This window comes from Amycolatopsis sp. NPDC058278 (genome assembly GCF_042881395.1).
Classification (GTDB): Bacteria; Actinomycetota; Actinomycetes; order Mycobacteriales; family Pseudonocardiaceae; genus Amycolatopsis.
In genome coordinates, this window is record NZ_JBHVXZ010000023.1 from 1 (window position 1) to 26,824 (window position 26,824).

Genomic DNA, 26,824 nt, shown 5'->3' on the forward strand with positions numbered 1-26,824 from the left:
GGGCCCGCAAGCTTCCGCTGCCCCCCACGCTGCGCTGTGGGTTGCGGGCCCGGCTCAAAGTGATTTTTGGGCCTCAGGCGACGGGATGACCACCCGCTCCTTGGTTTGGGGTGCGGGCTCAATCCACTGTGGACGTCAGCTCCGCTACCGCTTCCACTGCTTCGCGGGTCTCGTGGATGTTGTGCGCGCGGAAGATCGCCGCGCCCGCGTGGGCCGCTATCGCCGTGGCCGCCAGGGTGCCCGATAGGCGGTCGTGGGCTTCGACGTCCAGGGTTTCGCCGATGAGGTCCTTGTTCGACAGCGCCACCAGTACTGGCCAGCCGGTCGCCACCAGGCGGTCGAAGTGGCGGAGGAGCTCGAGGCCGTGCCGGGTGCTCTTGCCGAAGTCGAAGGTCGGGTCGATGAGCACGCCGCCGCGCGGCACTCCGGCCGCGACCGTGCGCTCGGCCGCCGCCGTCAGCTCGGCGATCACGTCCGCGACGACGTCGTCGTAACGGGGCCAGAACGGCCGCTCGGGGGTCGGCGCCGGGTACGGGTCGGTGCGCACCGGCATGCCTCCGACGTGGGAGCAGACGTACCCCGTGCCGAACTCGGCCGCGACCTCGACCAGCTTCGGGTCGGCGCCCGCCCAGGTGTCGTTGAGCAGGTCGGCGCCCGCTTCGCAGACCTGGCGGCCGACCTCGTGGCGCCAGGTGTCGACGCTGATGACCAGGTCCGGGTGGCGGCGGCGGACCTCGGCGACGAACGGCACCACCCGCCTGCTCTCCTCGTCGACGTCGACCTCGGGGCCCTCGCCCGCCTTGACCCCGCCGATGTCCACGATGTCGGCGCCCGCGGCGACCGCCCGGTCCACCGCCTCCAGGGCCGCGGTGCCGGCGAAGGTCGCGCCCTTGTCGTAGAACGAGTCGGGCGTGCGGTTGACGATGGCCATGACCAGGGCGCGGTCGCCGGGCATGCGGCGGCCCCGGAAGACCATCTCCGGCCGGTGTGACGTCATGCTCCCAACCCTGCCAGGTCACGGCTGGGTCCGGAACGCCGCGTCCGGGCCGTGCACCGGGTTATCCTCGGGCACAACCGAGCAGGGGGACGCGATGAACGAGGGCCCGGTCCGCAGCGACGCCGAGGCGATGATCGCCGAGGCCAAGAAAGCCCTGTGGGTGATGGTCGGCCTGCTGGCCGTGCTGTGGGTGGTCCAGCTGGTCAACGCCCCCACCGGCTACGACCTGAGCCGGGAGTTCGGCATCGAGGCGCGCGACCCGGCGTCACTGCCGGAAATCCTCAGCTCGCCCTTCCTGCACTACGGCTGGAGCCACCTCGAAGGCAACTCCGGGCCCCTGTTCGTGTTCGGCTTCCTCGCCGCCTACCGCGGGGTGAAGAAGTGGCTCGGCGTCAGCCTGCTGATCATCCTCGCCAGCGGCCTCGGCGTCTGGTTCATCTCGCCGGCGAACTCGGTCACCGTCGGCGCCAGCGGCCTGGTCTTCGGCTACTTCGGCTACATCATCGTGCGCGGGCTCTTCGACCGGCACCTGATCGACATCGTGATCGGGCTGGTGATGGCGTTGTGCTTCGCCTACCAGTTCACGTCCCTGCTGCCGAGCCAGGAAGGGGTCAGCTGGCAGGGCCACCTCTTCGGGTTCGCCGGCGGCATCGTCGGCGGCTGGCTGTTCCGCGACCGGCGGCCCAAGGCGGTCGCCGCCCCCGACCCGGCGACCGCCCTGCTCCCCAAGGACTTCAGCTAGGCGGCTCGAGCTCCGCCTCGACGACGATCCGGACGTACCGGCCGATCATCGGCCGGGGCGCCCGCATGCCGAGCGGGGCGCGGTCCAGCGTCCCGGTGGCGCGGACCCGGGTGGCGCCCTCGGGGACAACGGTCAGCGTCAGCGGGCACGACGTCCCGCGCAGCCGCAGCTCGCCGGTCACTTCCCAGCCCGCGTCCTGCCGCCGGGCACCGGTGGCCGTGAAGGTCATGGCCGGCTGGGCGCCGCTGTCCAGGAGGTTCGGCTTGCGCAGGTCGGCGTCGCGGCGCGCGTTCCGCGTGTCGAGCGCGCCGAGGTCCAGCTCCGCCCGGACGGTGATCACCGCGCCGTCGCGCACCTCGACGGTGCCCGTGCGGACCGGAATCGTGCCGCGCACCCGGTTGAAGCCGAAGTTGCGGACCTCGAAGGCGGCCGTCGTCCGTCCACTGCGGACGGTCCAGGTGCCGGTGCGCAGCGCGGGAGCGGTGTGCGGGCTCATCGCGCACCCGCCGGGGCCGGCAGGGCCGCGTGCCGGACGCGGTGCAGGTCGACCCGGTCCGGGCCGGGCAGCAGCGCGGGGTCCTCGCCGGGCAGCAGCTCGGTGGCCATGATCGCCTCCTGGACGGCTTCGATCGTCGTCAGCGACGCGGTGAACGCCACGACGACCAGGGAGCGGTCTTCGGCGATCAGGGCGTAGGTCGTGCCGACGCCCTCGACGCCCCGGACGGCGGGCCAGATGCGGTCGCGCCCCGCACGCTGCTCGGCGGCCGACTGGTCGGCCCCGCGCGGCCCGTCGAACCAGGTGAGCTGGGCGTAGGCGGCGGCGTCCGACGCCGACTGCACGTCGGCAACCCGGTAGACGCCGGTGTCGAGCCAGGTGGTCCCGGCCGGCCGCCGGGCCGCGGCCTCGTCCGCGGCCGCGGCGTCGGGCCAGAAGGTGACGACGGCGCCGGCCTGGCCGCCGAGCTGGGTGAGCGTGGCGGCGCCGAGGGCGCCCTCCGCAAGGTCGTGGGTTCCGAGCGGACTCCGGAACTGGTGGATGGTGGCGTGCATGGGATGCTCCTTTTCGCAGGTCAGCGCGTTGGGAGTCACTTTCGTCCCGGTCGGCGTACCGGGCATCAGTGCCAGTACGGAGAACAACGCGCAAACCTGACGCGGAGGGGATACTGCTCGGGTGACGCGCAGCGAACCGTTCGTCGGGCGGGCCGGTGCCGTGGCCGACCTGCGCGCGTGGCTCGCGGCGGCGGACGGCGGCACCGGCGCGCTGGTGCTCGTCGGCGGCCCGGCGGGCATCGGCAAGACCCGCCTGGCCGAGACGGTCACCGGCCCGGCCGCGGTCTGGGGCCGGTGCGTCGACGACCCGGGCGCGCCGCCGCTGTGGCCGTGGCGGCGGGTGCTGCGGGCACTGCCCGCGGCGGGCGCGGAGGTGGACCGGTCGCTGGCCGACCTCGACGACCGCGCCGGCGCCGACCTGGTCGCCGCCCGGTTCCGGTTCGTCGCGCTGGCCGCCGACGCGCTGGTCGCGGCGGCCGAGCCGGACGGCCTCGTCGTGGTCCTCGAAGACCTGCACTGGGCCGACGAGGCGTCGCTGCGGCTGCTGCGGCACCTGGCCGGGGAGATCCGCCGGTCGCGGCTCGCCGTGGTCGCGACCTACCGGGACACCGACGCGGCCGGCCCGCTCTTCGAGGCCCTGCCGGAGCTGCTGGGCCGGCCGGGAACGGAAAGCCTGCGGCCGGCGCCGCTGACCGAGCCCGACGTCCGGGCCTACCTCGCCGAGGCCGGCCGGGTGGGCGTCGACGCGCGCGACGCGCTGCGGCGCTCGGGCGGGAACCCGCTCTACCTCAAGGCGGTGGCCCGGTCTTCGGCGACCGGCGGCGGCGAAGCCGAGCTGCGGCACCTCGTCCGCACCACCGTCGCCGGGCTGGACGCCGGGGCGCGGGAGCTGCTGGCGATCGCCTCGGTCCTCGGTGAGGAGGTCGACGCGCACGTCGTCGCCGAGGTGGCCGCGCGGCCGGACGGCGACGTCGTCACGGCGCTCGACCGCGCGGTGCGCGCCGGGGTCCTGCGGCCCGCCGTCGCCGGCTCGCGGCGGTTCGCCCACGCCGTCGTGCGCGACGGGATCTACGCCGACCTCGACCAGGGCGTCCGCGAGGAGCTGCACGCCCGGACGGCGGCCGCGCTGGAGCACCGGGCCGAGCCGGGGGTGGTGGCCGGGCACTGGCTGCGGGCCACGGCGACCCCGGACGCCCTCGCCCGGGCCGCGGAGTGGGCCGAAACAGCGGCGCGGGACGCGACCCGCTCGCTCGCCTTCACCGAAGCCGCCCGGTTCCTCGCCCTGGCACTCGACTGCCGCCGCCGCGCGGGCACCCGCGACGGGCTCGCCGCCCTGCTCGTCGACCTCGCGACCGCGGAGTACCGGGCGGGCCGGTTCGCGCGCAGCTTCGGCCACGCGCGCGAGGCCGCGGAGCTGACGTCCGATCCGGCGCTCGCCGCGGCCGCGGCGCTCGTCGTCCGGGACACCGCCGCGCCCGGCCTGCTGCCGGAGATGGCCGCGCTCACGGCGGCCGCGCTGGCCGCGATCGGCCCCGACGCCGATCCGGCGGTGCGGGCGAAGCTGCTGGCCCAGTCGGCCTCGGTCGCGGCCGACAGCGGGAAGACCGGCGAGGCGGTGAAGACCGCCGACGAAGCCCTGGCCCTCGCGGAGGCCTCGGGTGACCAGGAGGCGCGCCTGGACGCCGTCCGCGCCCGGCTGAAGACCCGCCCGCGCGAGCTGCCGCTGGCCGAACGGCTGCGGTTCGGCGCGCTCGCCGTGTCCCTCGGCGGCCCCGCCCGGCCGCTCGTGGCGCTGTGGGGGCACAAGTGGCGGATCGACGCGGCGTTCGAAGTCGGCACGATCCCGGTCGTCGAGACCGAGCTGACCGCGATCTCCGAGCTCGCGGCGACGACGCGGCTGCCGCTCGTCCGCTGGCACGAGCTGCGGCTGCGCGCGTCGGTGGCCGCCTACCGCGGCGCGTTCGCCGAGAGCCGCGAGCTGAACCGGCTCGCGGGCGAGCTCGCCGGGGCGGAACTGGCCGAGGACCGGTCCACGCTCGCGATGTCCTTCGCCTTCTCCCAGCAGCTGGCGGAGGTGGTCGGCGACCCGGCCGAGCTGCCCGACGGCTACGACGAGCTGCTGGCGATCGCGCCCCCGATCCCGATCACGATCGTCTCCCGGCCGCTCTGCGCCCTGGTCAGCGGCCGCCGCGACCAGGCGCGCGCCGGGTACGACGCCCTGCGCCCGCGCCTGCGTGACCCCGACTTCATCGGGCCCACACCGGGCATCGGCCCGAGCCTGCTGCCGCTGCTGGAGGCGTTCGAGGACCTCGAAACCGCGGAGTGGCTCGCGAACCGGTTGGCCGGCGAGCCGCCGTTCGGCTCGGGCGGGGCGGGCACCTTCTGCAGCGACTGCTCCAGCAGCTGGGCCGGCCGCCTGGCCGCGCTCCTGGGCCGGCACACCGAGGCCATCCCGCTGTTCGAGGCGGCGATCGCCTGGGACGCCCGGCTCGGCGCCCGGCCCTACGTCGTGCACAACCGGGTTCGCCTGGCGGCCGAGCTCGCCGCCTCGGGCGAGCCGGCCCGCGCGGAGCCCCTGGCCCGCCAGGCCGCCGACGAAGCCCGGCGGCTCGGCATGCCCGGCTGGCTCCGGGACGCCACCGCACTGCTCGACCGGGTGCGGACCGAGGCCGACCCGCTGACCGGCCGCGAGCGGGAGATCGTGGGCCTGGTGGCCGGCGCGCTGAGCAACCGCCAGATCGCCCACCGGCTGGTGCTGTCCGAGCGCACGGTGGAAAGCCACGTCCGCAGCGTCCTGGCCAAGCTGGGGCTGGCGAACCGGGCGGAGGTGACGGCGTGGGCGCACCGCCGCGGTCTCACGGTGCCGACCGGGGCCGGGGGCTTCCGGGACTCGTCGTGAGTCTGTGCGGCGCTGTGCGGTCGCTATGAGGTCGCTGTGCATCCGGCTGCACACGCTGCGGATGCGGCGGTGCTGTGGTGATCTGAAGTGGTGGCGATCAAGTTTCCTCGCACCGCACTGACGGCCGCGTCGGCGTTGCTGGTCATGGGGACCGGGCTGGTCCTCGGCACCGGCACGACCGCCGACGACGCCTACGCCGCGGGCGCGCCGATGCCGGTCACCACCGCGGCGCCCACTCCTGTCACCGCCCCGGTCTCCACGTCCGCCGCCTCACCCGCTCCGGCGAAATCCGCCGCCGCTTCCCCGGTCGGGGCGCTGTTCGCGGGCGGGAGCCACTTCTGCACGGCCAGCGTCGTGCATTCCACCGCCGGCGACCTCGTCCTGACCGCCGCGCACTGCGTCCGGAACGGCATGACCTTCGCCCCGGGCTACCACGACGGCGTCGCGCCGTTCGGGACGTGGACGGTGACGTCGGTGGCCGTCGCCGGCGGCTGGACGTCGTCGGCGGACCCGGATCTGGATTTCGCGTTCCTGACCGTCCGGCAGCCCGGCAACCCGGCCTCGCTGGAAAGCCTCACCGGCGCGAACGTGCTCGGCACGAATCGTGGATTCGAGCACCGGATCACCCTCACGGGCTACCCCGACACGACCGATTCCCCGGTCGTCTGCGACGGGAACACCACGCGTTCCGGCACTTATCAGCTGCGCGTGGCGTGCCCCGGTTTTCCGGACGGAACCAGCGGCGGGCCGTGGGTGACCGGCGGCGCGGTGATCGGCGTGATCGGCGGCTACCAGCTCGGCGGCGACACCCCGGACGTTTCCTACAGCGCGTATTTCGACGACGACATCGCGAAGCTGTACGCGTCGGTCACCGGCTAGATCACCGGCTGGATCACCGGCTGAAAACGCGAAACCGGGCCCGTGTCCCTGGCGGAGGACACGAGCCCGGTTCACCTCTCGCGAACCCTCAGCAGGTCACGATGAGCCCGGTGAGCGCCGAGCACGTCTTCGACGCGCTGTCGTTGGCGCTGTTGGGATCCGACGGCGAACTGGCCGTCCGCACGGCGGTCGTGGTGTACGAACCGATGGCGAGCAGGCCGCCGTTCACCGAGAACTTCGGCGTCGCCGAGGCGCCGCTGGCCAGCGAAGCGATGTCGCAGTTCACGGTCCGGGTGGTGCCGACGCGGACGCACCCGGCGCCACTGGCGAAGGAAAGACCGGCCGGATACGTTGCCACGACCCGGATTCCGGACGCGGCCGACGGGCCGTTGTTCGCGACGGTCAGCGTGTAGTCGATGCGCGCGTTCAGCCCGCCGTGCCCGGTCGCGGCGAGCGCGACCTTGACGTCGGCGTTGGTCGCCGGGTTGGCGATCGTGATGACCGGGCCGTCGAAGGTGTCGAAGGAGTAGTTGTCGCCGACGAACTGGTGCTGCAGCGTGAACTGCCCCGGCGCCGCGGTGTCCTTGACGCGCAGGGTCCACACCGTGGTCTTCGTGCCGCCGGCCTCGAGGTCGCCGAACGCGGCGCGGTAACTGCTCCCGGCCTGGAAGCAGCCGACCGCCGTCGTGTTGGTGCAGGACACGACGTCGACGACGTCGGTGATCGGGGTCGGCGAACCGTAAATGGCGCCCTTCGCGAAAGTCACCGTGAAATCGCGGTCGTTGTGAATGGTTTGCGTGACCGTGAATGTCTGTCCCGGCAGCACGGTGGTGGGACTGACTTCGACGGAACTGGTGGGCGTGTCCGCCTGTGCGGCCGGTGCGATGGCGATGAACGCCGTGGCCAGTGCGATCACCGCAGCCAGGATCGTGGTCTGTCGCCAGCTTCTTTGCATAGTCGTCATCTCGCTGTTCCAGTCCGGGGAATGCCGCTCTGACAGATCTTGCGTGGGTCTTTTCGGGCAGCCGACGCTGATCAGTCGTCGCGCTCCCGGAATTCGTTACCGCCATCCGGACGCGTTTCGGCGCCGCCGTCAGGCGGGACGCCAGCGGCCGTTCATCTCACCGGGACGCGGCGGCGGCCCCGGCAGATCCGGGCCTTTCGCCGACAACCCCTCGATGAGCAGCGCGAGGTACCGGTGGCGCAGCTCCGACGTCCGGCCTTCGTCGTCGACGCGGATGGCGGCACAGCACTCGAGGATCATGCCGATGTCTTCGGTGACGGCGTCCGGCCGCAGGCGCCCGGTTTCGTGCGCCCGCTCGACCAGTCGCTTCGTCAGCTCGCCCGCCCGCCGCGCGTCCTGGCCCATCTCGGGGGTCGGGGTGAACGTGCCGGCGAGGTGGACGGTCAGGGAATGCACGTCGAGTTCGACGACCCGGGCGAGGAATCCGGTCAGCGCCGCCCAGCCGTCCCGCTCCTCCGCGGCGGCTTCGGCTTCGCCGATGTACGTGAGGAGTCCGTCGTGGCAGATGCGGCAGAGCAGGGCTTCCTTGCTCGGGTACCGGCGGTAGAGCGCACTGATGCCGACCCCGGCGCGTTCGGCGACCTGGGCGATCGGCGCCTTCGGGTCGGCCAGGAAGACGTGGCGGGCGGCGTCGAGGATCACGAGGTTGTTGCGGGCGGCCTGGCCGCGGCGGCCGGGCAGGGCGGTCTCGGGCGTGGCTGTCTCGCGCATGGGCCGAGATTAGCACTGGAACGGATCGTTCCGGTCTGCTACAGTTCGGAACGAAGCATTCCGTTCCAGCCTGAAGGAGCCAGTCATGACGGTCCCCGCTCTCCGCCCGTTCCGCGTCGAGATCCCGCAGCCCGCCCTCGACGACCTGCAGAACCGCCTGCGCGGGGCGCTGTGGCCGGAGGAGCTGCCCGCGGAGTACGGCGTCACGAACGAGCGGGTCCGCGCGCTGGCCGAGTACTGGCTGGAGAAGTTCGACTGGCGGGCGTTCGAGGCCCGGCTCAACGCGCACCCGCAGTTCGTGACGGAGATCGACGGCGAGACCATCCACTTCCTGCACGTCCGCTCGTCGCGGGAGGACGCGACGCCGCTGGTGCTGACGCACGGCTGGCCGGGTTCGATCGTGGAGTACCTCGACGTGATCGGCCCGCTGACCGAGCCGGCGTCCGCCGACGAACCGGCGTTCCACCTGGTCATCCCGTCGCTGCCGGGCTTCGGCTTCTCCGGCCCGACCCGGTCGGCGGGCTGGGGCACGCAGCGCACGGCGGCGGCGTGGACCGAGCTGATGAGCCGTCTGGGTTACGAGAAGTACGGCGCGGTGGGCAACGACGCGGGATCGATGATCTCGCCGGAGATCGGCCGGCTCGCGCCGGAGAAGGTCATCGGCGTGCACGTCACCCAGCTGTTCGCGTTCCCGTCCGGCGACCCGGCCGAGATGGCGGACCTGAGCGAAGCCGACCAGGCCGCGCTCGCGCACCTGCAGTGGTTCTACGAGAACATGTTCTCCTTCAACACGTTGCACAGCCAGCAGCCGCACACGCTGGCGTTCGCGCTCGCGGACTCGCCGCTGGGCCTGCTGGCGTGGAACGCGCAGCTGTTCGGCGAGCACCTGGACCCGGAGTTCGTCCTGGCGAACGTGGCGCTGTACTGGCTGACCCGCACCGGCGGCTCGTCGATCCGCTTCTACTACGAGGACGCGCACACGACGTCGCACCCGGAGGGCCCGACGACGGTCCCGACGGGCCTGGCGATGTTCGCGGGTGACTTCCAGTCGATCAGGCGGTTCGCCGAGCGCGACCACGCGAACATCGTCAGCTGGAACAGCTACGACGTCGCGGCGAGCTCCGGCGGTCCCCGCGACGCGGCCGGCCACTACGCGGCCCACGAGGCCACGGACGTCCTGGTGGCCGACATCCGCCGGTTCTTCGCCGGCTTGCACCGCGGCTCGTCCTGGCCGGTCCTGGCGGCGGCCCACGAGGCCCTGCGGTCGGCGATCGCGGGCGTGACGGACTGGTCGGCCCCGACGCCGTGCGCGGAGTGGAACGTGACGCAGGTCCTCCAGCACGCGGCGGGCGACCAGCTGGGCTACGCGGCGACGATCACCGGCTCGGGCGGCCCGGACTTCAACCCGTTCGCCCCGTCGGGCGAGCTCCCGGCCCCGGCGGCGGAGTACCTGGAGCCCACCCTGGCGGCATCGGCGGCGGCGTTCGCCACGGTGGCCCTCGACGCGCCGTCGGTCCCGACACCCCTGCCGCAGGGAGCCCTCCCGGCCCCGGTGGCGGTGGGAGCGGCAGCCTTGGACGCGGCGGTCCACGCGTGGGACATCGCGAGGGCGGCGGGCCAGGAGTCCCCGCTGACCCCGGAGCTGGCCGCCCGGTTGCTCCCGGTGGCCCACCAGCTGGCGGAGCCCCTGCGCGGCTTCGCGTACGCCCCGGCCCTGGAGGCGTCGGCCGACGACGACGCGGTGGCGACCTTGCTCCGGTACCTGGGCCGCAACCCGGAGTGGACCGCCTGAGACAGGGACGTGAGTGCCGGGCGCCGCGGCCCCGGCACTCACGCATGCGCGCCCCGAGTACGCCGTAACCCCCTCGATCAGGCCTCTCACCTGCGGTCCTGACTGTCCGCACAGGCCGAGGAACCCACATTCGGCGCCTCCCGCCGGCCCAGTCGCCTCGGTACGGTGGCCGCATGATGCGGAAGGCCGTTGCCGTGCGGCGGGAGGAGATCGTGCGGGCCGCGCTCGCGCAGATTCGCTCCCGGGGCATCTCCGGTGTGCGGGCCGCCGATGTCGCTCACTCCCTCGATGTCAGCACCGCGCTGATCTTCTACCACTTCGGCACCCTCGAAACGCTCGTCATCGAAGCCTTCCGGCAGGCCGCCGAGCACGAACTGACCAAGCTGAACGACGAGCTCGGCAAAAGCGGCCCCGCCGACAAGCGGCTCCGCGCCGTCCTCGCCCTGTACGGGCCCTCGCACCACGACAACTGGCAGCTGTGGATCGAAGCCGGCGCGGCGGCCATGCGGGATGCCGCCCTGCGGGCCGTGCTGCAGCGGCTGGACCTGCGGTGGCGGGACGCCGTCGTGGCGCTGATCGCGGAGGGTGTCGGGGCCGGGACCTTCCGGTGCCCCGATCCGCACGGCGCCGCGTGGCGGCTGACCGCGCTGCTCGACGGGCTCGCCGTCCAGGTCGTCGCCCGGCAGGGCACCGTCACCACCGGGGACTGCGACCGGTGGGTCGAGCAGGCGATGGCGCACGAGCTCGGATGTTGACCGGGGGATCAGGAGGGGCGATGACCGAAACAGCCTTGCTCGAAGTGGCGTGGACCGACCCCGTCACCGGGTGCCGCGGGTACCTGGTGATCGACCGGCTCGTGCGCGGCGTGGCCAGCGGGGGCCTGCGGATGCGCCGCGGCTGCTCGCTGTTCGAGGTCCGCGGCCTGGCCAGGGGCATGACGCTCAAAGAAGGCCTCAACTACGACCCCGACGGCCGGTACGTCCCCCTCGGCGGCGCCAAGGGCGGCATCGACTTCGACCCCTACGACGAGCGCGCCCGCGACGTCGTCGCCCGGTACCTGCACGCCATGCGGCCGCTCATCGAGCAGTACTGGACCATGGGCGAGGACCTGGGCCTGCGGCGGGACGTCATCGACGGCGTCATCGCCGAAATCGGCCTGCTCAGCCCGGTGCAGGCGATCTACCCGCTGCTCGAAGACCGCGACGCGGCGACCGCCCGGCTGGCGGAGGCCTTCCGCATCGAGGTCGGCGGGCTGGGGCTCGACGAGCTCGTCGGCGGCCTCGGCGTCGCGCAGGCCACGCTCACCGGGCTCGAGATGCTCGGCCTCCACAACCAGCCGAACCGCGTCGTGCTGCAGGGCTTCGGCGCGATGGGCGGGGCCACCGCCCGCTTCCTCGCCGACGCCGGGCTGCGCGTGGTCGGCGTCTCGGACGTCCGCGGGGTCGTCGCCAACCCGGCCGGGCTCGACGTCGAAAACCTGCTCCGGCACCGAGACCGCTTCGGCGGCATCGACCGCGACAACCTCAAGCCCGGCGACGAGCTCCTGCCGCCGGAAGCCTGGCTGGACGTGCCGGCCGAGGTGCTGGTGCCCGCGGCGATCTCCTACTGCGTCGACGCCGACAACCAGGCCAAGATCGGCGCGAAGCTCATCGTCGAGGCCGCGAACCTGCCGGTCACGCCGGACGCCGAAGAACTCCTCGACGCCCGCGGCATCCGCGTGGTGCCGGACTTCGTCGCCAACTCGGCGACCAACTCCTGGTGGTGGTGGACGCTGTTCGGCGACGTCGGCGCGGACGCCGAGGAAGCCTTCGGCAAGGTCCGCACCCGGATGCGCGCGCTGGTGACGAGCATGTTCGAGGTCGCCACCCTGGACGGCCTGAGCCTGCGCGCCGCCGCGCTGCGGCTGTCGGAGAAGAACCTCGAGGCCATCCAAGCCCGCTTCGGCTGAGGGCTGAGCGGTCGAGGACCGGGGGAACGAATCCGCCCCGCAAGTAGTTGAGCGTTGTATGAAACTCGGCATCTACAGCTTCGGCGACCGCGCGCCGGACCCGCACACCGGCGAACAGCCCACCGTCGCGCAGACGCTGGCCAACACCCTCGAGCGGATCAAGCTGGCCGACGAGCTGGGCCTCGGGTTCTACGGCCTCGGCGAGCACCACCTCGACCAGTACGCGATCTCCAACCCGGGCACCGTGCTGGCCGCCGCCGCGAGCGTCACCGACCAGATCACCTTGAGCTCCGCCGTGACCGTGCTGAGCACCGAGGACCCGGTCCGCGTCTACCAGCAGTTCACCACGCTCGACCAGCTGAGCCACGGCCGCGCCGAGCTGCTCGCCGGGCGCGGGTCGTTCACCGAGTCGTTCCCGCTGTTCGGCAACGACCTCGGCGACTACGACGAGCTCTTCGACGAGAAGCTCGCCCTGCTCCTGCGCATCGACCGCGAAGATCCGCTCACCTGGTCCGGCCGGTTCCGCCCGCCGCTGGAGAACGCGCGGATCCTGCCCCGGCCGTACGGAAAGCGCCTGCGCATCTCGATCGGCACCGGTGGCAACCCCGAGTCGTCGATCCGCGCCGGGCTGCTCGGCCTGCCGGTGGTGTACGCGGTGATCGGCGGGCAGCCCGAGCGCTTCGCCCCGCTGGTCGACCTCTACCGCCAGGCCGGCGAGGCCGGCGAACAGGACCCCGCGGACCTGCACGTCACCATGAGCGCGATCGGCTTCATCGCCGAGAAGTCCCAGGACGCCAAGGAAACGTTCTACCCGTACTGGCTGGAGACGATGAAGTACGGCGCCCGCGCCCGCGGCTGGGCGATCCCGACCCGTGCCGAGTACGACGAGTACACCCGCGACGCGCAGGCGCTGTTCGTCGGCAGCCCCCAGGAGATCGCCGAGCGCCTGATCGCGGTCGGCAAGCTCACCGGTGCGGACCGGTACGCCATGCAGATGGACTGGTCCGGCGTCCCGCACGCCGAGGTCATGCGGGCCATCGAACTCCTCGGCACCGAGGTGCTTCCGCTGGTGGAAAAGGAGTTCTAGACGTCGTTCGCGGCGATGTAGCCGAACGTCATCGCGGGGCCGATCGTCGACCCCGCGCCGGCGTAGCTGTGGCCCATCACCGCCGCGCTGGCGTTGCCGGCCGCGTACAGGCCGCGGATCACCGAGCCGTCCGGGCGCAGCACCCGCGCCCGGGCGTCCGTGCGCATGCCACCCTTCGTGCCGAGGTCCCCGGGAACCAGCCGCAGCGCGTAGTACGGCGCCGCCCACAACGGCGCCAGGCAGGAGTTCGGCGTCACCGAGGGATCCGTGTAGTAGTGGTCGTACGCGCTCGCGCCGCGCCGGAATTCGGGGTCGGCGCCGGACCGGGCGAAGCCGTTGAAGCGGTCCACAGTGGATTTCAACGCGGCCGGCGGCACGCCGATCTGCGCGCCGAGCTCCTGGACGGTCGACGCCTTGAAGACCGCGCCCGCGGCGTACCAGGCGTCCGGGAACGGCAGCAGCGGCGCGATGTCGCGGAACAGGTACCGGTTGCGGTAGTTCTGGTCGACGATCAGCCACGCCGGGATGTCCGGCGCCGACGGGTTCTTGTCGTACATCGTGTGCACGACGTCGCTGTAGGGCGCGGCCTCGTTGACGAACCGCTGCCCGGCCTGGTTCACGATCAGCCCGCCGGGGAGAGTCCGTTCGGCCAGGCAGAAGTACGGGTCGCCCGGCGTCGGGATGGCCGGGCCCCACCAGGCGTCCTCCATCAGGTCGAGGGCGGCGCCGGCGCGCTGCCCGGCGCGGTGTCCGTCGCCGGTGTTCTCCTTCGCGCCGACCGTCCAGTCGGTGCCGATCGGCTGCCGCTGGTACTGCGCGCGCATCGCCGCGTTGTGCTCGAACCCGCCGGAGCCGACGATCACACCGCGCCGCGCCCGCACCAGCCCCTGCGGCGTCACGACACCGGTGACGGCGCCGCCTTCGACGTTCAGGTCGACGAGCGGGGTGTTGAGCAACACCGGGACGTTCGCGCGCTGGAGGCCGACGCGCAGGCCGGCGGCGAGCGACTGCCCCATGGTGAGCGGCTTCTGCCCGGCCAGTGCGGCGGCCGTGCCGCGGGCGAGGCACTCGGCGGCGACCGCGGCCCCCTTGGCGTTCACCAAGGCGAGGTTCAGCCACTTGTAGTCCGCGCTGAAGACGACGAGCCCGGGTGGCGTGGCGAGGTAGGGCGGGTTCAGGTTGGCCAGCTCGGCCCCCAGCAGGTGCCCGTCGAACTGGTCCGGCTCGATCGACCGGCCGTTCGGCAGCCCGCCCGGCAGCTCCGGGTAGTAGTCGCTGTAGCCCTCCATGAAGCGGAACCGCAGCGGGCTGTTCGCCAAGACGAAGGCGATCATCGCCGGGCCGTTGCGCAGGAAGGCTTCCTGCCGCGCGGCCGGGACATCCGGGCCGACGACGGCGGCGAGGTACTGCGCGGCCTTCGCGGGCGTGTCCGGCACCCCGGCGGCGAGCAGGACCGGGTTGTTGGGGATCCAGATGCCGGCGCCGGACCGGGCCGCGGAGCCGCCGAACGTCGGCGCCTTCTCGAGCACGACGACGCTCAGCCCGCGTTTGGCGGCGGTCAGCGCCGCGGTCATGCCCGCCGCCCCGGAGCCGACCACGACGACGTCGTACTCCGCCGACGGCGCCGCGGCGGCCGGGGTGGCCAGCCCCGCCGTCACGACGAGGCCTGCGCCCGCGGCCGTACCGCGGAGGAGCTGGCGGCGGGTCAGGTCGGCATCCATGGCGACTCCTCGCTCGCGGGAACGGCGAGGGCCATGATTTCCGGCGCGCGGCAGAACTGGAACAGGTTCTACCCGAGTGGAGCAGTCGCGACGGGCGCCGCTCGGCCGATGGCGCCAAGGGGAACCGGCATTCGGCCCAGGTGCACAGGAGGCCGAGCCACGCCCCCGGCCCACCGGATCCGCCGCCGGGAGCGCGGGCGCCTCGCGGCGGCCGGCCGCCCGCTCAGGCGACCCAGGTCACCGGCCCCTCGCGGCGCCCGGCCGCCGACTCACGCCCCAAATCACCGCACCTCGCGGCGCCCGGCCGCCGACTCAGGCCCCCAGGTCACCGGCACCTCCTCGGGGCCGCGCACCGACAGCGGCGGCCGCCAGGTGATCGTCTCCGCCGGGACCGCCAGTTCCAGGCCGGGCAGCCGGTCCCCCAGCGCCCGCAGTGCGATCTCCCCCTCCAGCCGGGCCAGCGCCGCACCGAGGCAGAAGTGGATGCCGTGCCCGAAGCCGAGCTGCGGGGCGCCCTTCCGGCGGATGTCGAACTCGGTCGCCGCCGGGAACACGTTCTCGTCCCGGTTCACCGCCCCGACGTGGGCCAGGACCGCCTCGCCGCGCCGCACCAGCACCCCGCCCAGCGCCACGTCCTCCAGCGCCACGCGCAGCAGGGAGGAGTCCACCGGGCCGTGCCAGCACAGCAGGACGACCCCGCACGAGAAGTCTCCCGGCTCGATCAGGCGCGGCGCGCCGGGTACAGCAGGTTGCGGGACGTCGTCGTAGCGCGTCACCAGCCAGCCTTCGTGGCCACTCGGGAACGCGATCCGGACGCCGGGATCCGCCCGGACGGCCGCACGATCGGAGCCAATCGTGATCCATTGTGGACAGTGCCGGCCGAGGGAAAAGTTGACGGCACACTCAACTTGTGACTAAGTTGAGGAAGTTCTCAATTTATTCGAGAAGGAGGTTCCCTTGCCGAAAGTGCTCGCCGTCCTGGGCGTCGGTCCCGGGCTCGGCCTGTCGATCGCCCACCGCTTCGGCCGCGAAGGCTTCACGACGGCGCTGGTTTCCCGCACCGACGCCCGGCACGCGTCGTACCGCGCGTCCCTGGCCGGGATCGATGCCCGCACCTACACGGCCGACGTGACCGACGAAGCCCAGCTCCGCGACGTGCTCGTCCGCATCACCGCCGACGCCGGCGAGATCGACACGGTGTACTTCGGGCCGGCCGACGCCACGTCCGGGCCGGGCATCACGCCGCTCCCCGAAGCCGGCGCGGGCACCCTCCGCGCGTCGTTCGACGCCGCCGTGGTCCCGGCGGCGAACCTCGTCGAAGCGGTGCTCCCGGGCCTGCTGGCGCGCGGTTCGGGTTCGCTGCTCTTCGCCGGCGGCCTGAGCGGCAAGTACCCGATGCCGATGCTCGGCAGCCTCGCCCCGGCGTCGGCGGCACTGCGGATGTACGTGCTCACGCTGCACGCGGCCCTGCGGGAGAAGGGCGTCCACGCCGGACTCCTGGCCATCGGCGGCCTCATCGAGCGCGGCGACATCCACCGCGTGTTCACCTCGCAGGACCACGGCTTCACCGTGGGCACGCTCGATCCGGACGACATCGCCGAGAAGGCGTGGGAGCTCCGCACGGAGCGGGAAGCCGAAGCGGAGTTCAACGCGATGGCGGCGGTCTAGGCGAGGTAGGCGAGTTCCGGGTGCGCGGCGACGTAGGCGTCGAGCAGCCGCCGGGCGACCGGCACCGAGGCGACCAGCGGGTGCAGCGCGAACGCCCGCAGCGCCGCCGCCCGGGAACCCGTCGTCGCCGCCTCGATCGTCGCCCGCTCGACCGCCTTGACCGTCGTCACCAGGCCCAGCGCGTGGTCCGCCAGCGGCGCCACGCCGAGCGGGCGGGCGCCGTCCGCGCCGACCGCGCACGGGACTTCGACGATCGCGTCACCCGGCACGCCCGGAAGTGCGGAACCGTTGCGGACGTTGAGGATCAGCGTCGTGCGTTCGCCGTGCGCGAGGGCGCGCATCAAGGCCAGTGCGACCTTCTCGTAGCCGCCGCCCTCGAGGTCGTCACGCTCCCCTTCGCGCGTCTCGGCCATGTACGTCGCTTCACGCTCGAGGCGCGTGCGTTCCCACGACGCCAGCGAAGGTTCCGCGTAGAAACCGCGTTGCTGCTCCAGGAGGAACGCCCCGCGCGACTCCGCGCCGGCGGCCTCGCGGGCGAAGTAGTAATAGTGCAGGTACTCGTTGGGCACCGCGCCCAGCGTGCGCAGCCAGTCCGCGCCGAAGAGCTTGCCCTCCTCGAACGACTCGCACGCGGCGGTGTCGGCGAGCAGCCGCGGCAGGACGTCCTCGCCGCCGACGCGGACCGAGCGGAGCCAGCCGAGGTGGTTGAGCCCCGCGTAGTCGAACCGTGCCGCCGCCGCGTCGATCCCCAGGGCCCGGGCGACGCGGCGGCACAGCCCGGCCGGGGAATCGCAGATGCCGATCACCCGGCCGCCGAGGTGCGCGGCCATCGCTTCGGTGACCATCCCGGCGGGGTTGGTGAAGTTGATGACCCACGCACGCGGCGCCAGCTCACCGATCAGCCGCGCGAGGGCGACCGCGACCGGGACCGTCCGCAGCCCGTAGGCGATCCCGCCCGCGCCGGCCGTTTCCTGCCCCAGCACGCCTTCCGCGTGCGCGACCTGCTCGTCCAGCCGGCGGCCGCGCAGGCCGCCGACGCGGATGGCCGAAAACACGAAGTCCACATCGGACACCGCGGCGGCCAGGTCGGTGGTGGTGCGCACCCGCGGCGCGTTCGCCGCGCCGCCGGCCTGCTCGGCCAGGACCCGTTCGATCGCCGCGAGGCGACCGGCGTCGACGTCGTGCAGGACGAGCTCGGTGACTTCGCCGCCGGCCAGCAGTGCCCCGTGCACCAGCGGCACGCGGAAACCGCCGCCGCCGAGGATCGCCAGCCTCATCGCAAGGCACTTTGCTCGATCGGAGGACACATCAGGTGTTCCGGGGGTCCGGGTGGCGGAGCCCCCGGCCCGGAGCGAAGCTCCGGATGACAGCCGGGCCGCATCCGGCGACCATAGCAGCCGGGAGCACGCAATCCGCGGCTCGACCGGCCGGCCTCTTGCGAATCTCGCGCCGCTGACGCAGGCTCGGGCCACCGTTGCGTGATCCGTGGAGGCGCCCGTGCCGGCTGAGCCCGCACCCGAAATCGATGTCTTCCTGTCCGGCCTGCTGTTCTTCGACCTGGTCTTCACCGGGCTCGAACACCCGCCGGCCCCGGGCACCGAGGTGTGGACGGGCGGCATGGGCTCGGGACCGGGCGGGATCGCGAACTTCGCGGTCGCGCTGAGCCGCCTCGGCCTGCGCACGTCCTTGGCGGCGGCGTTCGGCACCGACGTCTACGGGCGCTACTGCTGGGACGTGCTGGCCCGCCAGGAGCACATCGACCTGTCACGGTCGCGGCGGTTCCCGGAGTGGCACTCGCCGGTGACGGTCTCGCTGGCTTACGCGGGCGACCGCGCGATGGTCACCCACGGCCACCCGCCACCCGTCCCGGTCGCGGAACTCGCCGGTTCGCCGCCGTCGAGCCGGGCGACGGTGGCGCACATCGGCCTCGACACGGCCGAGTGGGTCCACACCGCACACCAGTCGGGCAGCCTCGTGTTCGCCGACGTCGGCTGGGACCCGTCCGAGGCCTGGTCGCCGGCGCTGCTGGAGCAGCTGGCGTGCTGCCACGCCTTCCTGCCGAACGAAGTCGAAGCCCTGCGCTACACCCGCACGGACACCGCCGAAGCGGCGCTGGCCAGGCTGGCGGACCTGGTCCCGATCGCGGTGATCACCCGCGGCGGCGAGGGCGTGCTGGCGGTGGACGGGACGACCGGCGAGACGGCGGCGGTCCCGGCGCTCCCGGTCGACGTGCTGGACGCCACGGGTGCGGGCGACGTGTTCGGCGCCGGTTTCGTGGCCGCGACGCTGACGGGCTGGCCCCTGGTGGAGCGCCTCCGGTTCGCGTGCCTGACGGCGAGCCTGTCGGTGCAGCACTTCGGCGGCGCGCTGGCGGCCCCGGGCTGGCACGAGATCGCCCAGTGGCACGCGCGGACCCGCAGCCCGGAGTACGCGTTCCTGGACGAAGTGCTGCCGTCGGAGACGGTGGCGGGGATCCGCCGCGGCCCGGTGACCCTCGGCTTCGGCGACGACGGCTGGCGCTGACCGGGGACCGCGATCTCCGTCGGTCCCCGGTCAGCGCGGCCTCACCCCACCGACACCCGCAGGATCTTGTTGTGGCTGTTGTGCGGCGTGCTGTCCTTGTCACCGTCCACACTGGTCGCCAGCCACAGCTGCCCGTCCGGAGCGGGCTCGACCGTGCGGAGCCGCCCGTACGTGCCGTTGAAGAACGTCCGGAAGTTCGTCAGCGAGCTGCCGCTGATCACCGCGCGGTAGAGCCGCGCCCCGCGCTGGCAGGCCACGTAAAGCGCGTCACGGATGATCGTGATGCCGCTGCACGAGCCCTGCGCCACCGGGTACGTCTTCTTCGGCGCGATGAACCCGTCGCACGAACCCGACGTCCCCTCGCAGGAGGGCCAGCCGTAGTTGCCGCCCTTCACGATCAGGTTCGTCTCGTCCATGATGCTGTTGCCGAACTCCTGCTCCCACAGCCTGCCCTGCGAGTCGAACGCCAGGCCCTGGACGTTCCGGTGGCCGTAGCTCCACACCGCGTTGTGGAACGGGTTGTCCGCCGGGATCGTGCCGTCCGGGTTGATCCGCAGTACCTTTCCGTTGGGGCTGCTGGTGTTCGGGGCGTTGCTGCTGTTCTGCGCGTCACCCGTGCCCGCGAACAGGTACCGGCCGTCCGGGCTGAACCGCAGCCGGCCACCGTTGTGGAACTTGTTGCGCGCGATGCCGGTCAGCAGGATCTGCTCGGTGCTCGTGGTCAGCGAGTCGGCGGCCGGGTCGTACTTGATCCGCACGATCCGGTTGTCGTTCGGCGAAGTGTGCATGATGTACAGCCAGTGGTCGGACGCGAACGACACCGGGTTGATCTCCAGCCCGGTCAGCCCGCCTTCGCCGTCGGTGCTCTGGACGTTCGGCACGGTTCCGATCGTCTTCTTGGCGCCGGTCTTCGGGTCGAGGTGGACGATGGCGTGCGCGTCGCGCTGGTTGTAGAGGATCGTGCCGTCCGGCAGGGTCACCAGGCCCCACACGACGTCGTCGTCGGTGCCGACCTGCGTGGCGCCGCAGACACCCTGCGACGGCGTGCAGTTCGAGCCACCGGTGGTGGTGACGTCCAGGACCGGCGTGCTCGGCTCGCTGAGGTTGCCGTTCCCGTCGAAAGCCCGCACCTGCAGGTGGTACGCCGTGTTCGGGGTCAGGCCGCCGAGCGTGGTGCTCGCCGTGTCCGACGTCCCGATCTGCGTGCCGCCGTCGTAGATCCGGTAGCCGACGACGCCGGCTTCGTCGGTCGACGCCGTCCACGCGAGGCCGATCGACGTGCTGTCGACCGCGGTCGTGTGCAGGTTCGACGGCGCCGACGGCGGCGTGTGGTCGTCGGACGGCGGCGTCTTCACCTGCAGCGTCCCGCTGGCCTGCGAGACGTTCCCGGCCGCGTCCCGGGCGTTGACGTAGAAGCCGTAGCTGCCGTTCGGGCCGAGGTTGCCGCAGGTCGCCGTCAGCGCGCCGGTCGTGCTGGCGCAGAGCTGGCCGTCGCGGTAGACGTCGTAGCCCGTGACGCCGACGTCGTCGGTGGCCGCGGTCCACTCGATCGTGGCGCTGATGGGCGTGACCCCGGCGAGCGTCGGCGTGCCGGGCGGCGACGGCGGCCGGACGTCGCCGGCCGAGCCGTAGACGCCGAATTCCTGCAGCGAGTAGCCCTTCGACGCGTCGGTGCGGCAGCGTTTGGTGCCGTAGACCCGGACGTACCGGCCGGTGCCGTCGAGCGAGGTCAGGTCCTCGACGCCGCCCTTGCCCGCGTCCGTCGAGTAGATCTTCGTCCAGGTGACGTGGTCGGCCGAGGTGTCGATTTCGTAGGCGGTGGCACAGGAAGCGTCCCACTGCAGCCGGACGCGGCTGACGTGCACCGCCGCGCCGAGGTCGACGTACATCCACTGTGGATCGACGCCCGCCGCGCTGGCCCAGCGGGTCGCGCTGTCGCCGTCGACCGCGTTCGCCGCCGGGCAGCAGCCACCCGACGACGACGCCGTCACCGGCTTACCTTGGGAGAGCAAGGGATCCGCGGCCGCCGCCGGGGTGATCGCCGCGGCGGCGAGCGCGAGCGCGATCGCCCCCGCCCGAATCAGTCGACTCATACCGTCCTCCATGGCTGATGACGACGGCGGAGTGCGAATCGACCCTACGAGCGCGCCGGACCGGTGGTCAACTGGCGTCCCGGTCAACGGGCAGCACCCGTCCGAGGAACCCCCGGATGTACCCGGCGATGGCGTCCAAGTGCGTCTCGAGCGCGAAATGCCCGGAATCGAGCAGGTGGATTTCGGCGTCGGGCAGGTCGCGGGCGTACGCGCGGGCGCCGTCGGCGACGAAGATTTCGTCGTTGCCGCCCCAGACCGCGAGCAGCGGGACCCGGCTGGTCCGGAAGTACTCGTGGAACTTCGGGTACCAGCCGATGTTGTGGTGGTAGTCGGCGAGCAGCGCCTGCTGGATCGCCGCGGCGCCGGGGCGGTCCAGCAGCGCCTGGTCGTGGATCCAGACGTCCGGGCTGACCAGCGACGGGTCGGGCACGCCGTCGAGGTACTGCGCCCGGGTGGCCTCGAGGGTGACCATGCCGCGCAGGTCGTCCTCGGACAGCGTGCCGGCGGCGAGCTTCTGCGGCAGCCCGGCGCCCAGACCGTCGACGTAGGCGTTGCCGTTCTGCGTGACGATCGCGGTCACCCGATCGGGGTGCGCGGCCGCGATCCGGAGGCCCACCGGGGCACCGAAGTCCTGGATGTAGAGCGCGAAGCGGCCGAGGCCGATCTGGTCGAGCAGGCCGAGCGTGAGTTCGGCGAGCGCGTCGAAGGTGTAGGTGAAGTCGCTGGTGGGCGGCGCATCGGACGCGCCCGCGCCGAGGTAGTCCGGCGCGATGACGTGGTAGCGGTCGGCCAGCGCCGGGATGAGGTGCCGGAACATGTGCGAGCTCGTCGGGAAGCCGTGCAGCAGCACGATCGTGGGCGCCCCGGCGGGGCCGGCCTCCCGGTAGAACAGCCGGTGCCCGGCGACGGTGGCGTAGCGGTGGCGAACGGTGACCACAGCGGTCTCCTCTCATGGTTATTTTTTTATTTATCCATGAGATGGCGTAGGCTGTCAACGGTCGGGGACACTTCGTGAACGGACTTCGGGAGGCGGACATGGTCACGGCGGCACCGGGCGAGGACCGCTCGCCGGCACTGGCACTGGTCAACACCCGGCGGCTGACCGCCGCCGGCCCGGTCGACGACCTCGCCTCCCCCGGCGCGGCCACGGACTGGCTGCGGCAGCACGGACTCGCGGCGGCCGTCTCCGGCACGGACGAGCTGGGCCGCCTGACGGACCTGCGCGCCGCGGTCCGCGAACTGCTGGCCGCGCTCGCGGACGGCCGCGCACCGGACGCCACCGCCGTGGAGACGGTGAACGCGGCCGCCCGCGCCGACGCGGCCGCGCCCCGGCTCACCTGGCGGGACGGGCCGGTGCGTGAATGGCACAGCACCCGGCCGGGCAGCGCCGACGCGGCGGTGGCGGCCTTGGCGCGGGACGCGATCGAGGTGGTCGGCGGCGAGCTGGGGCCGCTGGTGCGCCCGTGCGAGGCCCACGGCTGCATCCGGTACTACGTCCGCGAGCACGCCCGCCGCCGCTGGTGTTCGACAACCTGCGGCGACCGGGTACGGGCGGCCCGGCATCACCGGTTGGTGGTCGAACAGCGCGAGGGGTCCCGGTGAACCTGCGCCCGGCGCACCACCCCTAGTCGACCAACGCTCCGCAGCTGACGTTGACCGTTGCCGCCGTCATCGATGCCGCTCGGTCCGATGCCACGAAGGCCGCTACCGCGCCCACGTCGGCCAGCGTCGCCGCGCGGCCCACCATCGTCTTGGCCACGATGCTCTCCTCGATGGCGTCGCGGCCCGGGAAACCCGCCGGGAGCGTCTCCGGGATGCCGCCCGTCCGGAGCGTCACCGTGCGGATCCCGTGCGGGCCCAGCTCGGCCGCGAGCTGGCGGCGCATCGCCTCGAGCGCGTGGAACGCCACCTGCAGCCCGCCGACCGCGAACTCGCGCACCGGCTCAGCCGCGCCCCCGAAGAACAGGATCGCCCCGGACCTGCGCGCGATCATGTGCCGGGCCGCCGCGCGGGCGGTCAGGAACTGGGTGCGCACTGCCGTCACCACCGGGCGTTCGTAGTCCGCGAGCGCCATGTCCACCAGCGGCGTGCCCTGGACGTCGCCGTGGGCGATGAGGTTGACCGAGACGTCGATCCCGCCCTCGGCCGCCACCGCCGCGGCGTGCTCGTCCACCGCTCGCTCGTCGAGGGCGTCGACCGCCGCCGTCTCGGCCTGGCCGCCGGCCGCGCGGATGCGGTCGGCCACCTCGTCGAGCCGGGCCCTGGTCCGGCCGGCGAGGAACACTCGCGCGCCTTCCTCGGCGAAAGCGGTGGCGACGGCCGTGCCGATCCGGCCGGCGCCGCCGTAGACGATCGCGTTCTTGCCGGCGAGCAATGTCATGAAGTCCTCCCATGTCCGGTCACCCGTGCGTCGAACGGCCGGACCCGGAATCGACACTCAGGGCCGCGGGACTCCCACCGGGTTCGGCATGGTGACCAGCCCGCGGTCGATCACCGCCCGGCTCAGCGGCACCGCCAGCGCCAGCAGCCGCTCGACGTCGGCGCCCAGCGCCGCCACCGGCGCCGCCGCCAGCCGGTCCGTGTCGTCCTCGATCCCGCGGCGCAGGTCACGGCCCGCGTCGGTCAGGACGCCGTCGTCGTCGAGGAGCCCGCGGGCCCGCAGCCGGTCCACCGCCGCGTCCCACTGCGCGTCCGACCAGCCGCGATGGGGCTGGATGTCCGCGCGGGCGATCACTCCGTCACCGATGTGGGTGAGGGTCGTCTCCAAGCCGCTCAGCCCCGCGTGGACCGCCGCCAGGACGTGGCCGTCGCCGCGGTGTTCGCGCAGGATCGTCGCCGCCAGCCACAGCCGGGACAGCGGATCCGCCGGCTTCGGCACGCCCGCCCACGCCGCCGCGAGCGGGCGGCCGCCGAACTCGCACGCGTCCACTGCCCGCCAGAGCAGCGCGCTCAGCTCCGGGACGTCGTCCGCGACCGAGCGCAACGCCGACGCCACCGCCTCCATCCGGGACGCGACGACGGCCTCGGGCGAGGCGAACGACCACGCGTCGGGCAACGCCCGGGCCACCATCGCCGGCGCGAAGCCGAACAACATCGCCGTCGCCGGTTCGGGGCCGATCGGGCCCAGGGGCGCCAGCCGCCCCGCGAAGTACCCCATCCAGTAGCCGCGCAAGCCGGCCGCCTTCGCCGCTTCGGCCGTCTGGGGCGCGAAGTAGACGACGGCGTGCAACGGTTCCACGGCCGCCCAGAGGCGACGAGCTGTCATGGGCCCTCCTCACGGGGTCAGCCGGTGCAGGTCGCGCGGGAACAGCGTGACCTCCCGGACGTTCGCGACGCCGAGCAGCCGCGCGGTCCAGCGTTCCAGACCGATGGCGAAGCCGCCGTGGGGCGGCATGCCGTGCGCGAACGCCTGCAGGTAGCCGGCGTAGTCCGGCGCGGCGTCCCCCAGGACCGCGAGGTAGTCGGCGTACCGGTGGAGGCGCTGGCCGCCGGTCACCAGCTCGACACCGCGGAAGAGCAGGTCGAAGCTGTTCGAGTAGCCGGGCCGCGTGGGGTCCGGGTGGGTGTAGAACGGGCGTTTCGCCATCGGGTAGCCGGTCACGAACAGGAAGTCCGACCCGTGCTCGCGCCGCGCCCACTCCGACAGCACCCGCTCGTGCGCGGGCGCGAGGTCCGGCTCGTCCGGGTCCGCCGCCACGAGGGTCAACGCGTCCGCGAAGTGGATCTCCGGGATTTCGGCGGGCACGGTGACCAGCGCCGGGTCCGCCATCCCGGCGAGGACTTGGCGCAGCACGGCCATGACGTCGCGGTGGTCCCGGATGAACCCCAGTTCGACGTCGAGGCTGGTGTACTGCGCGAGGTGCCGGGCGGTGTCGTGCGGCTCGGCGCGGAAGACCGGGCCGACCTCGTAGACGCGTTCGAAGACGCCGACGAGCGCCTGCTTGAACAACTGCGGCGACTGCGCGAGGTAGGCCCGGCGGCCGAAGTAGTCGATGCCGAAGACGTTCGCGCCGGATTCGGTCGCTGACGCCACGATCTTCGGCGTGTGCACCTCGGTGAAGCCGAGTGCGTCCAAAGTGGACCGGAAGCCGCGGACGGCCGCCGCGGCAATGGCGAAGCGTTCCTTCAGCGCAGGATGGCGCAGGGCGACGGGGGCGTGGTCGAGAATCGTCGGCAGCGACGCCGTGACGGCGGGCCGGTAGAGGTCGAACGGCGGTTTCACCGCCTCCGCCAGCGTCTCCACCACGGGCTCGGTCAGCCGGAAGGCGGCCTCATCGCGGCCCGGTGACGGGGGCCGGCCGGCGGGGCATGGGGCGCGGGCGCCGTTCCTCCCCGCACTCCGGAGGGTCTTCGCCGCCGGGCACGGGACCGCCTTCCCAGCTGCCGGCGGCTCTCTGGACCCGTGCGGTCCCGGGACTACTCGTCTCCATCAGCGCGTTGCCGATCACGGTAACGGCCGAGCCGGGAAGACGCTTCCGATTTTCACCCCCAGGCGACCGGCAGCTCCCGGACCCCGTACACGAGCGTGTTGTGCTTGTACTCCAGCTCCTCCCGCGGCACCGCCGGCCGCAGGTCGGGCACCCGGCGGAACAACCCGGTCAACGCTTCCTGCAGCTCCACCCGCGCCAGCTGCTGCCCGACGCACTGGTGCGCCCCGAACCCGAACGCCACGTGCGTCCGCGGCGACTCACGGTCGAAGTCGAGCTCGTCCGCGTCCGGGAACACCGACTCGTCGCGGTTGGCCGAGTTCAGCGCGGCCACGAGCCACTCGCCCGCCCGAACCGACCGGGAGCCGACCTGGACGTCCGAAGTCGCGTACCGCAGCACACCCCACTGCACCACCGACAGGTACCGCAGCAGTTCCTCCACCGCCCGCTCCGGTGCGGCGAGCACCGCCTCGCGCTGTTCCGGGTGTTCCAGCAGCACCAACGTGCTCAACGCGATCATGTTGGCCGTCGTCTCGTGGCCGGCCACCAGGAGGCTGAGCCCGAGCACGACCAGCTCCTCCATCGTCAGCGGGTCGCCGGCACCGGCGACCGAAAGCCTGCTGAACAGATCGTCCTGCGGATTCCGCTGCTTCGCGGTGAACAACTCGGCCAAATAGCCGGAAAGCGCGTCGTACGCCTGCTCGCCTTCCTCCCGCGTCGCGTCGGTGCTGACGAGCGTCGTGCTCTGCCGCTGGAAGTGGGCGCGGTCGGCGTACGGGACGCCGAGCAGCTCGCAGATCACCAGCGACGGGATCGGCAACGCGAAGTCCTGCACCAGATCCGCGCGGCCCGGCTTGACGAGCATCGCGTCGAGGTGGCTCTCCACCAGCTCCTTGACGTACCCGCGCAGCGCCTCCACGCGCCGCACCGTGAACTCCGCGATCACCTTCTTCCGCAGCCGCGAATGGGCCGCGCCGTCGAGCTGGATGATCGAACCCGGGCTCACTTCGAAGTCGAGGTCGGCGTTCGGGTTCGCGTGCACCGAAGACGCGCCGCGCGAGCTCATCGTGCGGTCGGCGAGCACCGCGCGGACGTCGGCGTAGCGCGTCACCAGCCAGGCGTCCATGCCCGCCGGGCACCGCACCTTCGACGTGGGCGCGGTTTCCCGGAGGGTGGCGTAGTTCCCGGGCGGGTCGAACGGGCAGCCGGCGGGCCGGGTCGTCGGGAGGGCCGGGGTTGCGGGTGCGGCCGTCACGGCGGATC

Annotated in this window: 24 protein-coding genes; 10 read left to right on the top strand and 14 right to left on the bottom strand. The window is 72.9% G+C overall.

All coding sequences use genetic code 11. The annotated features are described in order from the left end of the window. Window positions 1–118: 118 nt before the first annotated feature. Window positions 119–997: a dihydropteroate synthase gene (folP, locus tag ACFVYA_RS14460; protein WP_387045127.1), complete on the bottom strand. Its 879-nt coding sequence runs from the start codon at window positions 995–997 to the stop codon at window positions 119–121. Between the two features lie 94 nt (window positions 998–1,091). On the opposite strand from folP, the gene ACFVYA_RS14465 reads away from it, so the two are divergent. Beyond that, complete coding sequence (locus tag ACFVYA_RS14465; protein WP_387045129.1) at window positions 1,092–1,739, top strand: rhomboid family intramembrane serine protease; 648 nt, start codon at window positions 1,092–1,094, stop codon at window positions 1,737–1,739. Here ACFVYA_RS14465 and ACFVYA_RS14470 read toward each other — a convergent pair. After that, entirely contained in the window at window positions 1,732–2,235 is a 504-nt protein-coding gene (locus tag ACFVYA_RS14470; RefSeq protein ID WP_387045130.1) for a YceI family protein, read from the bottom strand. The genes ACFVYA_RS14465 and ACFVYA_RS14470 overlap by 8 nt on opposite strands. Continuing rightward, window positions 2,232–2,789 (bottom strand): hypothetical protein, encoded by a 558-nt coding sequence (locus tag ACFVYA_RS14475; protein WP_387045132.1) that lies wholly within the window; start codon window positions 2,787–2,789, stop codon window positions 2,232–2,234. The genes ACFVYA_RS14470 and ACFVYA_RS14475 overlap by 4 nt, the downstream gene beginning before the upstream one ends. Before the next feature lie 121 nt (window positions 2,790–2,910). Here ACFVYA_RS14475 and ACFVYA_RS14480 point away from each other — a divergent pair, with 121 nt between their 5' ends. Both ACFVYA_RS14480 and ACFVYA_RS14485 read left to right on the top strand, forming a co-directional pair. After that, window positions 2,911–5,688, top strand: coding sequence for an ATP-binding protein (locus ACFVYA_RS14480; RefSeq protein ID WP_387045133.1), 2,778 nt, complete (start codon window positions 2,911–2,913; stop codon window positions 5,686–5,688). A gap of 87 nt (window positions 5,689–5,775) precedes the next feature. Continuing rightward, on the top strand, window positions 5,776–6,567 hold the full coding sequence (locus ACFVYA_RS14485; RefSeq protein WP_387045135.1) for a trypsin-like serine peptidase: 792 nt from the start codon (window positions 5,776–5,778) through the stop codon (window positions 6,565–6,567). Window positions 6,568–6,655: 88 nt separating this feature from the next. Here ACFVYA_RS14485 and ACFVYA_RS14490 read toward each other — a convergent pair whose 3' ends face one another. Then, window positions 6,656–7,483 (bottom strand): DUF11 domain-containing protein, encoded by an 828-nt coding sequence (locus ACFVYA_RS14490; protein ID WP_387045136.1) that lies wholly within the window; start codon window positions 7,481–7,483, stop codon window positions 6,656–6,658. 177 nt (window positions 7,484–7,660) lie between these two features. Next, window positions 7,661–8,302, bottom strand: a complete 642-nt coding sequence (locus ACFVYA_RS14495; RefSeq protein ID WP_387045138.1) for a TetR/AcrR family transcriptional regulator — start codon at window positions 8,300–8,302, stop codon at window positions 7,661–7,663. A gap of 85 nt (window positions 8,303–8,387) precedes the next feature. On the opposite strand from ACFVYA_RS14495, the gene ACFVYA_RS14500 reads away from it, so the two are divergent. From ACFVYA_RS14500 to ACFVYA_RS14515, 4 genes are all read left to right on the top strand, one after another. Further along, window positions 8,388–10,094: a TIGR03086 family metal-binding protein gene (locus tag ACFVYA_RS14500; RefSeq protein ID WP_387045139.1), complete on the top strand. Its 1,707-nt coding sequence runs from the start codon at window positions 8,388–8,390 to the stop codon at window positions 10,092–10,094. A gap of 173 nt (window positions 10,095–10,267) precedes the next feature. Beyond that, window positions 10,268–10,849: a TetR/AcrR family transcriptional regulator gene (locus ACFVYA_RS14505; protein WP_387045141.1), complete on the top strand. Its 582-nt coding sequence runs from the start codon at window positions 10,268–10,270 to the stop codon at window positions 10,847–10,849. A gap of 20 nt (window positions 10,850–10,869) precedes the next feature. Beyond that, entirely contained in the window at window positions 10,870–12,042 is a 1,173-nt protein-coding gene (locus ACFVYA_RS14510) for a Glu/Leu/Phe/Val dehydrogenase dimerization domain-containing protein (RefSeq protein WP_285988691.1), read from the top strand. Between the two features lie 58 nt (window positions 12,043–12,100). Then, window positions 12,101–13,129, top strand: a complete 1,029-nt coding sequence (locus ACFVYA_RS14515; RefSeq protein WP_387045143.1) for an LLM class flavin-dependent oxidoreductase — start codon at window positions 12,101–12,103, stop codon at window positions 13,127–13,129. Here the strand turns inward: ACFVYA_RS14515 and kstD are convergent. Both kstD and ACFVYA_RS14525 read right to left on the bottom strand, forming a co-directional pair. Beyond that, complete coding sequence (gene kstD / locus ACFVYA_RS14520) at window positions 13,126–14,850, bottom strand: 3-oxosteroid 1-dehydrogenase (protein WP_387045145.1); 1,725 nt, start codon at window positions 14,848–14,850, stop codon at window positions 13,126–13,128. The two genes, ACFVYA_RS14515 and kstD, sit on opposite strands and share 4 nt — an antisense overlap. 281 nt (window positions 14,851–15,131) lie before the next feature. Continuing rightward, window positions 15,132–15,626, bottom strand: coding sequence for a cytochrome P450 (locus ACFVYA_RS14525; protein WP_387045147.1), 495 nt, complete (start codon window positions 15,624–15,626; stop codon window positions 15,132–15,134). Window positions 15,627–15,816: 190 nt separating this feature from the next. Here ACFVYA_RS14525 and ACFVYA_RS14530 point away from each other — a divergent pair, with 190 nt between their 5' ends. Next, window positions 15,817–16,518, top strand: coding sequence for an SDR family NAD(P)-dependent oxidoreductase (locus ACFVYA_RS14530; RefSeq protein ID WP_387045276.1), 702 nt, complete (start codon window positions 15,817–15,819; stop codon window positions 16,516–16,518). On the opposite strand, the gene ACFVYA_RS14535 is transcribed toward ACFVYA_RS14530, so the two are convergent. Further along, entirely contained in the window at window positions 16,515–17,795 is a 1,281-nt protein-coding gene (locus ACFVYA_RS14535; protein WP_387045149.1) for a 6-phospho-beta-glucosidase, read from the bottom strand. The genes ACFVYA_RS14530 and ACFVYA_RS14535 overlap by 4 nt on opposite strands. Window positions 17,796–18,015: 220 nt before the next feature. On the opposite strand from ACFVYA_RS14535, the gene ACFVYA_RS14540 reads away from it, so the two are divergent. Continuing rightward, a complete protein-coding gene (locus ACFVYA_RS14540) occupies window positions 18,016–19,041 on the top strand; it encodes a carbohydrate kinase family protein (RefSeq protein WP_285988686.1) in 1,026 nt (341 codons plus the stop codon). Between the two features lie 41 nt (window positions 19,042–19,082). Here ACFVYA_RS14540 and ACFVYA_RS14545 read toward each other — a convergent pair whose 3' ends face one another. Both ACFVYA_RS14545 and ACFVYA_RS14550 read right to left on the bottom strand, forming a co-directional pair. Then, complete coding sequence (locus tag ACFVYA_RS14545) at window positions 19,083–21,134, bottom strand: PQQ-dependent sugar dehydrogenase (RefSeq protein WP_387045151.1); 2,052 nt, start codon at window positions 21,132–21,134, stop codon at window positions 19,083–19,085. A gap of 67 nt (window positions 21,135–21,201) precedes the next feature. Continuing rightward, window positions 21,202–22,071: an alpha/beta fold hydrolase gene (locus ACFVYA_RS14550; protein WP_285988684.1), complete on the bottom strand. Its 870-nt coding sequence runs from the start codon at window positions 22,069–22,071 to the stop codon at window positions 21,202–21,204. 74 nt (window positions 22,072–22,145) lie between these two features. Between ACFVYA_RS14550 and ACFVYA_RS14555 the strand changes: the two genes are divergently transcribed. After that, window positions 22,146–22,736, top strand: a complete 591-nt coding sequence (locus tag ACFVYA_RS14555) for a CGNR zinc finger domain-containing protein (protein WP_387045153.1) — start codon at window positions 22,146–22,148, stop codon at window positions 22,734–22,736. Window positions 22,737–22,758: 22 nt separating this feature from the next. On the opposite strand, the gene ACFVYA_RS14560 is transcribed toward ACFVYA_RS14555, so the two are convergent. The 4 genes from ACFVYA_RS14560 to ACFVYA_RS14575 all read right to left on the bottom strand — a co-directional run bounded on the left by ACFVYA_RS14560 (window position 22,759) and on the right by ACFVYA_RS14575 (window position 26,816). Then, window positions 22,759–23,514 (bottom strand): SDR family NAD(P)-dependent oxidoreductase, encoded by a 756-nt coding sequence (locus tag ACFVYA_RS14560; RefSeq protein ID WP_387045155.1) that lies wholly within the window; start codon window positions 23,512–23,514, stop codon window positions 22,759–22,761. Between the two features lie 57 nt (window positions 23,515–23,571). After that, window positions 23,572–24,399 (bottom strand): hypothetical protein, encoded by an 828-nt coding sequence (locus ACFVYA_RS14565; RefSeq protein ID WP_387045156.1) that lies wholly within the window; start codon window positions 24,397–24,399, stop codon window positions 23,572–23,574. Window positions 24,400–24,408: 9 nt separating this feature from the next. Further along, window positions 24,409–25,392, bottom strand: a complete 984-nt coding sequence (aspS, locus tag ACFVYA_RS14570) for an aspartate--tRNA(Asn) ligase (RefSeq protein WP_387045277.1) — start codon at window positions 25,390–25,392, stop codon at window positions 24,409–24,411. Between the two features lie 224 nt (window positions 25,393–25,616). After that, a complete protein-coding gene (locus tag ACFVYA_RS14575; protein WP_387045159.1) occupies window positions 25,617–26,816 on the bottom strand; it encodes a cytochrome P450 in 1,200 nt (399 codons plus the stop codon). Window positions 26,817–26,824: the final 8 nt, after the last annotated feature.